Below are 11924 nucleotides of genomic sequence, written 5' to 3'. Positions count from 1 at the left end.
GAGGAACTTCAGCGGGTTCTCAACGACTCACTTGGCGGTGTCGTCCGTCGTCGTGGTCGGCTTCTTGACCGCGGCGGTGGTGCCGGTGCTGCGGGTCGTGGTCGCCGGCTTGCGCGGCGCGGTGCGGTTCGCGGCCTTGCGGGTGGTGCTGCGGACCTCGGACGCGGCCTCGCCACCGACCTCGACGATCTCCTCGGCCAGCTTCTCGGCGGTGTCCTCGACCTGGACGGCGACCTTCTCGCCGACCGAGCGGGTGCGGCGGGTCACCTTGCCGAGGACGTCGTCGGCGAGCACGCGGGCGTCGGCGGCGGCGGTCCCCGCGCGCTTCTGGGCGGCCCCGACGGCCTGCTCGACCTGCTCGACGGCCTGCTTGACCTGCGGCTGGGCCTTGATCTGCTCGAGGGTCTGCTCGCCCTGCTCCGCGAGGTAGCTGTAGAGGTTCACGGCGGAGGCGGTGTAAGCGTCGACCAGCTTCTTCAGCTCGGCGGGCTGCAGCTTCTCGCGCAGGTCCTTGAGCTCGGTGGGCAGGTCGGTGGCCTTCGCGGAGGCCTCCTCCGCGCGCTCCCTGGCCTTGCCCAGCGCCTCGACCACGGCCTTGGCGGCGAGGTCACCGGCGCCGAGGGCGGCGAGGAGGGCCTGGCGGGCGGCGTGCGCGCCCTGCTCGGCGGCGGTGCGGATGTCGTCCTGGGTGAGCTTCGGCATGGAGATCACTCCTCCTTGGTCTTGGCGGCGTTCTCCCGCCGGAAAGATTCGTAGACGTCGAGCAGCACCTGCTTCTGCCGCTCGGTCAGATCGGTCGCGGCGACGACGGCGTCCGCCAACGCACCGCCTTCGCGCTGCTGGAGGATCCCGGCCTCGACGTAGAGCACCTCGGCCGAGATGCGCAGCCCCTTGGCGATCTGCTGCAGGATCTCCGCACTGGGCTTGCGCAGTCCCCGCTCGATCTGGCTCAGGTACGGGTTGGAGACGCCGGCCTGCTTTGCCAACTCCCGCAACGAGATCTTCGCGGTGTTGCGCTGCTCGCGGATGAAGTCCCCGATGTTGCGGCCGAGGTCCGCGACGGCTTTGTCGATGGACTTGTCCATTGGTTCCCGCTCCCGTTCCTCGTGCACCGACCACGTTAGCGAGGGGTGCTAGCAGTTGCAAGCACTCTGCTAGCAATCGCTGCGTGTGCTGCGCCACAGGGCTACCGTGGAGAGGTCATGGACGACGCCGGAGCCCTGCGCGCCGAGCTGGCCGACCACCTGCTCGGCACCGGTGTGCTGCGCGATCCACGGTGGCTCAAGGCTTTCCGCGAGGTGCCGCGCCATGAGTTCCTGCCGCGCTTCTACCGCCAGCGGCACGACGGCGACTGGGAACCGGTCACCGCGGAGCACCCCGGCTGGCTGCAGCTCGTCTACACCGACCGGGTCTGGGTTACCCAGTTCGACGGTGACGACACGGTGACCGGTGGCACACCGACGTGCTCGTCGAGCATGCCGGCCATCATGGCGATCATGCTGGAGGCGCTGGAGGTCCACACCGGACAGTCGGTGCTGGAGGTGGGCACCGGCACCGGGTACAACGCCGCTCTCCTGTGCCACGCCCTGGGCGCCGACCGCGTGACGACCGTCGACGTCGACCCGCAGCTTTCCGCACGGGCCCGCGAACGCCTGCACCGCAACGGTTTCACCCCCACCTGCGTCATCGGTGACGGCGCGCGGGGTCATCCGGCGGGAGCGCCGTACGACCGGGTGCTCGCGACGTGTTCCGTGACGACGATCCCACCCGCGTGGCTGGAGCAGACCCGGCCCGGCGGCCTCGTCATCACCACCCTGCACCGCCCCATCGGCGCCGGGCTCGTCCGGATCGTCTCCCGCGGCGACGGCACCGGCGAGGGCCGGGTCCTGGTGGAGGACGGCCGCTTCATGCCGTTGCGCGCGCACGCCCGCAAGCCCGCGCTCGCCGGTATGGGCGCGTTCGACCGCAGGACCACCACGCTGCCGATGGCCACGGTGGTCGACCCGGCCGGCCCGTTCGAGTTCTTCGCCGGCGTCGCGCTGCCCGACGTCGTCGCGGGACAGGACTGGCTGGGCCACCCGGACGGCTCCTGGGTGCACCACCACGGCTCGCACGTCGACCAGGGCGGTCCGCGACGGCTGTGGGACCTGGCGGAACAGGCGCTGGCGCTGTGGGAGGACCTGGGCAAACCCCGGCGGCAGCACTTCGGTGTCACCATCGGTCATGACGGCCAGTTCCTCACCTTCGACGGGCGGAGGTGGCGACTGTGATCAACAGCGAACGGCACGACACGGCTCACTGAACCGACCCCGGGCGGATGCGGTGCGCCATGATGCGCGCATGTCCAGATTCCGCCAGCAGGCGCTGCTGGCCGGCTGCGTGCTGACCGCACTGCTCACGGCTGCCGGTCTGTTCGTCACCGACCACGGCATCAACCCGCACGTGTGGCTGGGCGCGCTCGCCGTGGTGTTCCTCGGCTTCCTCGCGCTGCTCGACCCGTGGGTGCGGCGCAGGCACAACGCCGAACTGAGCACCGAAGAGCACCTGGACGCCGCCTGCCGCGCCCTGGCCACCGCTCTGCAGGCGCAGTGGAACGAGGAGGTGCGTTCCCGCGGCCTCACCGACCCGGATGTCCTCGACCTGCACTGGACCGCACCCGAACTGGACCTGGGTGACGGACGGAACGCACCCCCCGGTCACAGCGACGCGGTGGTCGGCGCGTTCGAACGGCAGCCCCACCGCCGGATGGTCGTCCTCGGCGAGGCGGGCACCGGGAAGACGACGGTCGCGATGCTGCTGACGTGCGGCCTGCTCGACCGCTACGACGGCGGCATGGTGCCGGTGCTGCTGCCGTTGTCGACGTGGAACCCGGCGGTCGAGGACATCCGCACGTGGCTGACCCGCCGCCTCTACGAGGACCACCCGGCCCTGAGCAACACCGAGCTCTACGGCAGCTATGCCGGTGACCTGCTGATCGAGCAGCACCGCGTCCTGCCGGTGCTGGACGGCCTCGACGACGTCCCCGCACACCAGCGCGCCGACGCACTGGCGCGGATCGCGAAGGCGTTCCCCGCCACGCGCCCGCTCGTCCTCACGTGCCGCACCGCCGAGTACGCCCAGGCCGTGCACCTCGCGGGCCCGCTGCACGGCGCCGACGTCGTCGAACTGGCCCCGCTCGACCTCGACGAGGTCGCCTCCTACCTGCGGGCGAGCGCCGACAGCGTGGGAGCGGCCCGCTGGGAACCGGTGTTCATCCACCTGCGCGAGGAACCGGACGGCCGCCTCGCCGACGCCCTGTCCACACCGCTGACGATGTGGCTGGCCAGCATGGTCTACGCCGACTTCGAGGCGGAACCGACCGAGCTCCTCGACCGCGGCCGCTTCCCGGACGCCCGCGCTGTCTGCGACCACCTCTGCGACGAGCTGGTCTCCCGCGCCTTCGGCAACCGCGCCGCCGCCCACCACGCCAGGGCCAGCCAGGTCTGGCCCCGCGACAGGGCGCGCAGGTGGCTGGAGTTCCTCGCGCACGAGATGCGCGACCGCGGCATCCGCGAACTGGCCTGGTGGGAGCTGCGCCGCTCGGTCGGCCGCACCTGGCTCGCCCTGCTCGGCGCACTGGCACTGGGCGCGATCGGCGGCTTCGGCGTCGCCTGGCTCATGGCCTACTCGATCACCCCGAAACTCGCCCCGCTCAGCGGCCTGGTCGCCGGCGTCCTGGTCGGCGGCGCCGCACTGACCGCCTCGCAGGAACGCAAACCCAAGCCACGCCTGGGAATCTCGCGCTCCCTGCTCCTCGTCCCCGGCGTACTCGGCCTCGCGGCGGGCCTCGTCTTCGGCGCGCTGTACGGGTTGTCCGCCGGTCTGGTGGTCGGCCTGGGCCTCGCGGTGGCCGTGGCACTGCGGTTCGCGTTGTCCAGCACAGCCGAGCTGTCCCAGGCCTCCAGTCCACAGTGGACCATGGCGCGCGACCGGATCGCCGTGTGGACCGGGTCGCTGGTGCTGGCCGTGGTGTTCGGTTCGGCGGCGGCACTGGTGTTCGGGCCGAACCAGACCGGCATGGTCGGGCTGGGACTGGCTTCCGGGCTGATGCTGGGGTTCGCGCTGGCCGTGCTGCACCTGCGGTGGTGGTGGTTCACCGTGGCGCGGATCTGGTTGGCGTTGCGGGGGAAGCTGCCCTGGGAGCTGATGGTGTTCTTCGAGGACGCGCGCAAGCTCGGGGTGCTGTGCCGGGCCGGGGCCTGCTACCAGTTCCGGCACGGGCTGGTGCAGGACCGGCTGGCGGAGCACGGTGCGGCGGCCGGGGGTGGGGTCGGGAAGGCGCGGTTGCGGCGGAAGGACCGGGTGTAGGGCGGCACGGCGCAAGCCACGCCACGCCACGTGGGGCTGAGCGGCGCGGGCGGCCGAGCGGCGCAGCGGCGGGCGATGCGGCGCGGGTCGGCGGCGCGGGTCGGCGGCGCGAGCCGAACCGGGTGGGCGGAGCGGCGCGAGCAACGCCACGCCACGCCACGCGAGCGGAGCAGTGCGGGCTGAGCGGCGCAAGCCACTCCACGCGGGGCCGAGCACCGCAGGCCAAGACACGTGGGCAGAGCGGCGCAGGCCAAGCCGCGCGAGTGGAGCGGAGGCGCTGGGGTGGCGCGGGCTGAGCAGCGCGAGCCGAGCCGGCACAGCGGAAGCGCCGGAAGGCGCGGGCGTCTTGTGCGGTACGCGGGCGGGAGCCTGGGCCGTCAGAGGTGGCGCATCCAGAGGTTCGTCTCCTCGTAGACGCCGCGATCCCCCTCGAACACCACGACGTCGTGGCCGCCGGGTACGACGTACCGGCCGGACCGGGGGAAGTGCAGGCCGGTCCACCTCTGCCACTCCGCGGCGGTGCCCGTCACGACCATGGAGCGTTCGGCCGGACCGAGGACGGTGGCGCCGAGGCGTTGGTGGGTGCGGATCCACGGGTCCAGGTGCAGGCCGTCGGGGCGGGTCCAGGTCGCGAAGTCGGCCATCGGGGTGAGCGGGTAGTTCGCCTTCAGGGTGGGGCGGACCGGTACGACGACGCGGGACAGGCCGTTCGCGAGGGCGCGGGTGCGGAGGGCGGTCAGGACCGCGGCGGCCAAGCCCCGGCCGGCGTGGGTGGCTCGGACGGTGGCGGCGAGGACGCACAGGGTGTCCGGGGTGGTGCCGGACTCGTGGTCGCGCACCGATTGGACGATGGCGCCGTCGTAGCCGCCGTCGGGGAGGGTGGACGGGGTGCCGTCCCAGCACAGGGCGACGGCCACGGCGTGGGCCAGGACCTCCGAGCCGTCGAGTGCGAGCACGTCGTACTGCGGGAAGTACTGCTGGACGGTCTTGCGGTACCGGTTGGAGATCGGGTCCTTCAGGACGAACAGGGGCCACTCGCCGACCAGCGCCGCCGTGGAGAGGTGCGGGTGGTCGGAGGTGGTGACGATCTGCACGGGCCTGATCGTAGGCACGTGCAGATCGGCACCTCACTCCGTGCGCAGGCCGAGGGCGCCGGTCGCCTTGCGCAGGGATGGCAGCGTCAGGGCGGTGACCAGCAGGACCAGGGCCATCGCGGCGGCGGTGACCAGGGCGATGCCCTGCCAGTCGAAGGCGACCTCGGCTCTCGACACCCTCACCGAGAGCACGCCGAGGCCGATGCCGGTGGCCACCGACACCACCGTCGACAGCACCAGGGGCAGCCCGTTCTGCCACAGCAGGGAACGGGCCAGGGTGGCGCGCGGGACGCCGGACGCGGCCAGCACGGCCAGCGGGCGACGGCGTTCCCTGACCTGTTCGAGGCCCACCACCAGCATCGATGCACCGGCCAGCAGCAGGGTGACGGCCATGCCGCCGTACAGGCCCTGGCGCACCAGCCCGAACACCCGCTCCACCTCCGACATCCTGGACTGGCCGCCGGAGAACGACCGCACGCGCCACGAGTACGGGGCCACGGCGTTGCGGGCGTGTTCGGCGGCGTCCGGCGTCGCCAGGTCGAGCTGGGCGATGTACTCGACGCCGCGGGTGCCGAGGGTGAGGCCCTGAGCGGCAGCCGGGGTGAGGTAGTAGCCGCCGGTGGTGGCGCCGGAGACCTCCTCGACCACGGCCGGGGGCAGCCACCGCTGCTCGCGGTCCCTGCCGACGGCGAGCGGCACGCCCGGCGTGACGGTGAAACCGCCGGCGGCCTCCCGCGCCAGGTACGCCTTGCCGTCGGTGCACCCGGTCACCGGGAGCTGCGTCCGCAGCGCGGCGCAGGTGCCCACGACGATCGACACGGACGACCGCTCGCCGGTGCTGCCGGACGTCCAGCGCAGCTCGTGCACGGCACGCACCCCGGCGCTGCGCGCCAATGCATCGCGCAGGCCCGGTGTGGCGGTGGTGTCGGTGACCCGCATGGCCAGCACGTCCTGCGGGGACCGCGTCAGCTCCCTGTCCACCACCTCGTTCTCGACGGCGGCGAGGACCATCTGCAACGTCACGGTGCCCGCGAGCACCACCGCGACGCCGCCCACGACCCGCGCGGCCGTGCCGCTGTCGAGCTGGAGCCTGCGCACGGCCAGCTGCAATGCCGGGGTGCCGCCGCACAGGCGGAAGACGACCCGCTCGACCAGCCACGGCAGCAGCACCGGGATGCCGAACATCAGCAGCACCACGCCGAGCACGACGGGCAGCTCCTCCGGCTGCTGGTCGCCGGTGACCCGGCCGGCCTGGCTGACCAGCAGCGCCGCACCGGCGACCGTGGGCAGCAGCCGCCACCACAGCCTGCGCCGCACCGGGCGCTGCTCGCGCACCACGCCCAGCGGCTCGATGATGGTCCGCCGCATCGAGAACAACGACGTGGCCACCGCCAGCACCGGCACCCCGACGAGCACCGCGACCGTCAGCGCCGGCGCCGGGGTCAGGTCCTCCGGGAACACCACCAGCTGCTCCAGGACGACGTCGTCCGAGAACGGCCGCAGCGCGTAGAACAGCCCGAACCCCGCGGCGAGCCCGACCACCGCGCTGGCCAGCGCCTCACCGGACGCGATCAGCCGCACCCGTCTCGCACCGGCGCCGACCAGCCGCAACGCCGCCAGCCTGCGGTCGCGCTGGGCCGCGGCCAGCCGCGCGGCCACGCTGACGAACACCAGCACCGGGAACAGCAGGACGATCACGCCCACCATGCTGAGCAGCCACAGGATCGGCGCGAGCCCTCCGCCGCCGTAGTACGCGCCCCAGCGGTACGTCTCGTTGCTCCCGGTCGACACGATCGAGGCGTCCCCGGCCAGGAACACCAGGTCGAGCGGACCGGTGAGCCCCTCCCTGCCGATGGTCCCGACCACCCGCTGCGGCAACCGCGGCCGCAGCAGCGCGCCCTCCTCGCTCGCCAGCAGCTCGGCGAGCGCGGGCGACACGACGACCTCCCCGTCACCGGGCAGCCGGTCGACACCGGGCGGCACGGGGGCGTCCGGCGAGAGCACCTTCACGTACCGGCCGCGCACCAGCTCCGCCCGGTACTCCAGGTGCACGACGCTCACCAGCAACGGCGCCGGCCCGGTGCCCTCCGACACCGGTTCGCTCGCGTCCCCGCGCTTGTCGCGCACGTCGATGGCCCCCGGCAGCGAGGCCGCGAGGACCAGCACGGCCACGCCCAGGCCGATGCCGAGACCCTGCAGGACGAGCCGCGCCCACGACTTCCGGCTGCCCCCGACCGCCAGCCGGACCCCGAGGGCGAGGTCGCCGATCACCTGCTTCACCCGGCCGGCTCCACGTCCCGGGACCGCCCGTCGCGCACCACGACCTCGCGGTCGGAGTAGGCGGCGACCCGCGGCTCGTGCGTGACCAGCACGACGGCCGCGCCCGTCTCCCGCGCCGCGGTGGTGAGCAGGTGCATCACCCGCTCGCCGTTGAGCGAGTCGAGCGCCCCGGTCGGCTCGTCGGCGAAGATCACCTTCGGGCCGGTGACCAGCGCGCGGGCCACGGCGACGCGCTGGCCCTGGCCACCGGAGGTCTCACCGGGCCGCTGGTCGGCCACGCCGTCGACCTCCAGCCTGGTCAGCCACTCGTGCGCGGCGCGCTCGGCCGGCCTGCGCCGCATCCCGCTCAGCCGCAACGGCAGCGCCACGTTCTCCAGGCAGGTCAGCTCCGGCACCAGCTGGCCGAACTGGAACACGAACCCGAACTCGGTGCGCCGCAGCTCGCTGCGCTCGTGGTCGGACATCCGGGTCAGGTCGCGGTCGCGGTAGGTGATCGTGCCGCTGTCCGGCGGCAGGATGCCCGCGACGCAGTGCAGCAGGGTCGACTTGCCGGACCCGGACGGCCCCATGACCGCCACGACCTCGCCCTCGCGGACCGTGAGCCCGGCGCCGGCCAGCGCGTGCGTCTTCCCGAACGACCTGTGCAGCTCCTCGGCCCTCAGCAGCGTCATCGCGCCACCTGCTCCGCGAGCTGGTCGACGCGGGCCGCCGTCAGCTCCAGCCAGCGCAGGTCCGCCTCCAGGTGGAACAGCGCGAAGTCGCAGATCAGCTGGTCGGCCAGGTCGCCGCCGGTCTTGCGCCGGGTCAGCTCGCGCATGGTCCGCAGGTGCGCGGAGCGCTGGACGTCCAGCACCTCCACCGCGCTGCGGCCGGACAGCAGCGCCAGCACGACCTTCGCGTAGAGGGTGTTCTGCAGGTACGGCTCCGGCTTCTCCGGCGTGCCCAGCCAGCGCTCCACGTCGGTGACCCCGGCGTCGGTGATGGCGTACCGCTTGCGCTCCGGACCGTCGCCCGCCTCCACTCCGGCCTCGGTCACCAGGCCGTTCTTCAGCAGCCGCGACAGCGTCGAGTAGACCTGCCCGTAGTGCAACGGCCGGTCCTGCCCGAAGCGCTCGTCGTAGGTGCGCTTGAGGTCGTACCCGTGCCTTGGACCACCCTCTAGCAGGCCCAACAGTGCGTGACCGATCGACATGCGGACGACTATACACCCCGTGTATACACCGGGTGCATTCCCCGGATGTCCTGACGGGCAACCGCCGTGGCGCCTACAGTGGTGGGGTGACTGGTCTGACTGTCGGCTGGGATCACGACGTCGAGCTGCTGCTCGACTTCCTGAACACTCGACACGTACTGGACAGTGAAGCCTCCTGGCGCGCGTGGGTGACCGAACGCGGCCTCGGGCGGAGCGGGGAGATCGCACAGGCGCGCGCCGCGCGGGCGGCACTGCGCTCGTCCATCGAGGGGTCGTCAGGGCCGCGCACGGCGGCCGGCGTGGTGCACGTCGAGCTGACCGGCGGCGTCCCGATGCTCGCGAGCAGCGACGCGGTGGGCGCGGTGCTCGCGGCGTCGGCCCGCCTCGCGGTGCTCGGGTCGTGGGAGCGGTTCAAGATCTGCCCCGCAGACGACTGCCTGCGCGCGTTCTTCGACAGATCCCGCAACCGCTCCCGCACCTGGTGCTCCATGCGGGTGTGCGGCAACCGCGAGAAGGCCAGGACGTTCCGAAAACGCTCGCGCGCCTCTCAGAACAGCACGTTGGCCACGGTGTAGATCACCAGGCCGGCCAGCGCGCCGACCACGGTGCCGTTGATCCGGATGAACTGCAGGTCCCTGCCGACCTGCAGCTCGATCTTGCGCGAGGTCTCCTCCGCGTCCCACCGCTCGACGGTGTCGGTGATGAGCGTGGTGATCTCGGCCCGGTAGTTGCTCACGACGTACCCGGCGGCCTGCTCCAGCCAGCCGTCGACCTTGGCGCGCAGCTCGAGGTCGTCGGTCAGGTTGGTGCCGAGCGTGATCAGTCCCTGCATCACCCTCCTGCGCAGCTCGCTGGACGGGTCCTCGGCGGCGTCGAGCAGCATCTTCTTCGCCGTGCCCCACGCGCTGCTGATCAGCTTCTGCACGTCGGGGTGGTTGATGACCTGCTGCTTGACCTGCTCGGCGCGCTGCAGGGTGGCCGGGTCGTTCTGCATGTCCGCGGAGAACTCGATCAGGAACTGGTCCACGGCGAGCCGCATCGGGTGGTTGACGTCGGTCTTCACCGCCCACGCGAAGTTGACCAGCTCGGTGTGGACCTTGTCGCCGAGCATCGAGTCGACGAACCTGGGCGACCACGCCGGCGCGCGGTCGGTGACGATGAGGCTGACCTTGTCGTAGTTGTCGCGCACCCACTCGTAGGCCCGGTCGCACATCAGGTCGACGAGCTTGTGGTGGGCGCCGTCGGTGAGCACCTGCTCCAGGAGCTTGCCCAGCGGCGGGCCCCACGGCTTGGCGGTGACGCGCTTGACGATCGCCTGCTCGACGACGGCCTGCACGTCCTCGTCCTTGAGCACGGTGATCGCGCCCTTGAGGACGTTCGCGAGCTCGTTGGTGACGCGTTCGGCGTTCTCCGGCTGCTTGAGCCACGCACCGGCGCGCTCGGCGATGCCCGCGCGGCGCAGCTTGTCCTGGACGATCTCCTTGCTCAGGAAGTTGACGCCGACGAAGTCGCCGAGCGTCTTGCCGAACATGTTCTTGCGGGTCGGGATGATCGCGGTGTGCGGGATCGGCAGGCCGAGCGGGCGCCGGAACAGGGCCGTGACGGCGAACCAGTCGGCGAGCGCGCCCACCATGCCGGCCTCCGCGGCGGCCCGGACGTACCCGACCCAGGCGCCCTCGAAGGCGTGGGTCCCGAAGAAGACGACCGTCGCACCCACGAGGAAGCTGGTGGCGACGACCTTCATCTTGCGCAGGTCTGTGCGCTTCTGCTGGTCAGCGGCGGTCAGTTGCTCCACGGCACCATTGTCCGTGAAGATCCTGCGTTGTGCGGGTACCAGCGCTAGTCCCCAGGTTGCAGCCGTTCACCTCGACGATCTTCGCGGAGATGACCGGGCTGGCCGTGCAGCACGACGCCGTGAACCTCGGTCAGGGCTTCCCCGACACCGACGGTCCGGCGTCGATGCTCGCGGCGGCCCAGTCGGCCATCGCGTCGGGCGTCAACCAGTACCCGCCGGGCCCCGGCATGCCGGTGCTGCGCGCCGCCATCGCCGCGCACCGGTCGCGCTACGGCACCTCCTACGACCCGGACACCGAGGTCCTGGTCACGGTCGGCGCCACAGAGGCGATCGCGGCCTCGCTGCTGGCGCTGGTCGAGCCGGGTGACGAGGTGGTGCTGGTCGAGCCCTACTACGACTCGTACGCGGCGTCGGTGGCGCTCGCGGGAGCGACCAGGGTGACCGTGGGGCTGCGCGAGGACTCGTCCGGCCGGTTGGCGCTGGACGTCGACGCGCTGCGGGCCGCGGTCACGCCGCGCACGCGCGCGATCCTGGTGAACTCGCCGCACAACCCGACCGGCACCGTGTTCACCGTCGACGAGATGCGCGCCATCGCCGCGTTGTGCGTCGAGCACGACCTGCTGGCGATCACCGACGAGGTGTACGAGCACCTGGTCTTCGACGGCCGGCAGCACGTCCCGCTGGCCTCGCTGCCGGGGATGGCCCAGCGGACCCTGTCGATCTCGGGCGCGGGCAAGACGTTCAACTGCACCGGCTGGAAGATCGGCTGGGTGTGCGGCCCGGCCGAACTGGTCGCGGCGGTGCGCGCGGCGAAGCAGTTCATGACGTTCGTGGGCGGGGCGCCGTTCCAGCCCGCCGTCGCCCAGGCGCTGACCACCGAGCTGGACTGGGTCACGGCGCTGCGCGACTCGCTGGCGGCGAAGCGGGCCCGGCTGGCGGAGGGGCTGCGCGCGGCGGGCTTCGAGGTGCGGTCGTCGGAGGGCACGTACTTCATCTGCGCCGACGTCCGCCCGCTCGGCTACACCGACGGCCTGGCGCTGTGCCGCGAGCTGCCCGCGCGGATCGGGGTCGCCGCGGTGCCCGTGCAGGTCTTCACGGACCGGCCGGCCGAGTGGCAGCACCTGATCCGGTTCGCGTTCTGCAAGCAGGACGCAGTGATCGACGAGGCCGTGGAGCGACTCCACAAGCTGTAGTTGTCCACAGGTGTGGATGAGTT

At 72.2% G+C, this 11924-nt stretch carries 11 protein-coding genes; 4 read left to right on the top strand and 7 right to left on the bottom strand.

The annotated features are described in order from the left end of the window. Positions 1 to 27: 27 nt before the first annotated feature. Both ACVDFE_RS08130 and ACVDFE_RS08125 read right to left on the bottom strand, forming a co-directional pair. Positions 28 to 702 carry a hypothetical protein gene (locus ACVDFE_RS08130; RefSeq protein ID WP_360396867.1) on the bottom strand — a complete coding sequence of 225 codons (675 nt, stop codon included), beginning with the start codon at positions 700 to 702 and terminating at the stop codon, positions 28 to 30. 5 nt (positions 703 to 707) lie between these two features. After that, entirely contained in the window at positions 708 to 1085 is a 378-nt protein-coding gene (locus ACVDFE_RS08125) for a helix-turn-helix domain-containing protein (protein ID WP_360396866.1), read from the bottom strand. A gap of 117 nt (positions 1086 to 1202) precedes the next feature. On the opposite strand from ACVDFE_RS08125, the gene tgmC reads away from it, so the two are divergent. After that, the gene (tgmC, locus tag ACVDFE_RS08120) at positions 1203 to 2270 is read left to right on the top strand and encodes an ATP-grasp peptide maturase system methyltransferase (protein ID WP_458430094.1); all 1068 of its coding nucleotides are present in this window, start codon (positions 1203 to 1205) and stop codon (positions 2268 to 2270) included. 70 nt (positions 2271 to 2340) lie between these two features. Further along, a complete protein-coding gene (locus ACVDFE_RS08115; protein ID WP_360396864.1) occupies positions 2341 to 4347 on the top strand; it encodes an NACHT domain-containing protein in 2007 nt (668 codons plus the stop codon). 377 nt (positions 4348 to 4724) lie between these two features. On the opposite strand, the gene ACVDFE_RS08110 is transcribed toward ACVDFE_RS08115, so the two are convergent. From ACVDFE_RS08110 to ACVDFE_RS08095, 4 genes are read right to left on the bottom strand one after another with little or no spacing between them, the layout of a single operon-like run. Beyond that, entirely contained in the window at positions 4725 to 5441 is a 717-nt protein-coding gene (locus ACVDFE_RS08110; RefSeq protein WP_458430093.1) for a Long-chain-fatty-acid--CoA ligase, read from the bottom strand. A 33-nt stretch (positions 5442 to 5474) separates the two neighbouring features. Continuing rightward, positions 5475 to 7721, bottom strand: coding sequence for an FtsX-like permease family protein (locus ACVDFE_RS08105; protein WP_458430091.1), 2247 nt, complete (start codon positions 7719 to 7721; stop codon positions 5475 to 5477). Further along, positions 7718 to 8392: an ABC transporter ATP-binding protein gene (locus ACVDFE_RS08100; protein ID WP_458430090.1), complete on the bottom strand. Its 675-nt coding sequence runs from the start codon at positions 8390 to 8392 to the stop codon at positions 7718 to 7720. Before ACVDFE_RS08100 ends, ACVDFE_RS08105 begins: the two co-directional genes overlap by 4 nt. Next, positions 8389 to 8913 (bottom strand): PadR family transcriptional regulator, encoded by a 525-nt coding sequence (locus ACVDFE_RS08095; RefSeq protein ID WP_360396860.1) that lies wholly within the window; start codon positions 8911 to 8913, stop codon positions 8389 to 8391. The genes ACVDFE_RS08100 and ACVDFE_RS08095 overlap by 4 nt, the downstream gene beginning before the upstream one ends. Before the next feature lie 86 nt (positions 8914 to 8999). Between ACVDFE_RS08095 and ACVDFE_RS08090 the strand changes: the two genes are divergently transcribed. Next, positions 9000 to 9488, top strand: a complete 489-nt coding sequence (locus ACVDFE_RS08090; RefSeq protein WP_360396859.1) for a CGNR zinc finger domain-containing protein — start codon at positions 9000 to 9002, stop codon at positions 9486 to 9488. Here ACVDFE_RS08090 and ACVDFE_RS08085 read toward each other — a convergent pair. Continuing rightward, a complete protein-coding gene (locus ACVDFE_RS08085; protein ID WP_458430089.1) occupies positions 9461 to 10708 on the bottom strand; it encodes a DUF445 domain-containing protein in 1248 nt (415 codons plus the stop codon). The two genes, ACVDFE_RS08090 and ACVDFE_RS08085, sit on opposite strands and share 28 nt — an antisense overlap. A gap of 29 nt (positions 10709 to 10737) precedes the next feature. Here ACVDFE_RS08085 and ACVDFE_RS08080 point away from each other — a divergent pair, with 29 nt between their 5' ends. Then, entirely contained in the window at positions 10738 to 11901 is a 1164-nt protein-coding gene (locus ACVDFE_RS08080) for a pyridoxal phosphate-dependent aminotransferase (protein ID WP_360396858.1), read from the top strand. The last annotated feature ends 23 nt before the right edge of the window (positions 11902 to 11924 follow it).

It is taken from the genome of Lentzea chajnantorensis, from assembly GCF_054300775.1.
This window is presented reverse-complemented; position numbering and strand designations above follow the sequence as displayed.

What these genes read in the sequence shown, in the direction of transcription:
- ACVDFE_RS08115 (WP_360396864.1), top strand. Translation starts at nt 2,341, where the DNA reads ATGTCCAGATTCCGCCAGCAGGCGCTGCTGGCCGGCTGCGTGCTGACC.
- ACVDFE_RS08100 (WP_458430090.1), bottom strand. Translation starts at nt 8,392, where the DNA reads ATGACGCTGCTGAGGGCCGAGGAGCTGCACAGGTCGTTCGGGAAGACG.
- ACVDFE_RS08125 (WP_360396866.1), bottom strand. Translation starts at nt 1,085, where the DNA reads ATGGACAAGTCCATCGACAAAGCCGTCGCGGACCTCGGCCGCAACATC.
- tgmC (WP_458430094.1), top strand. Translation starts at nt 1,203, where the DNA reads ATGGACGACGCCGGAGCCCTGCGCGCCGAGCTGGCCGACCACCTGCTC.
- ACVDFE_RS08130 (WP_360396867.1), bottom strand. Translation starts at nt 702, where the DNA reads ATGCCGAAGCTCACCCAGGACGACATCCGCACCGCCGCCGAGCAGGGC.
- ACVDFE_RS08095 (WP_360396860.1), bottom strand. Translation starts at nt 8,913, where the DNA reads ATGTCGATCGGTCACGCACTGTTGGGCCTGCTAGAGGGTGGTCCAAGG.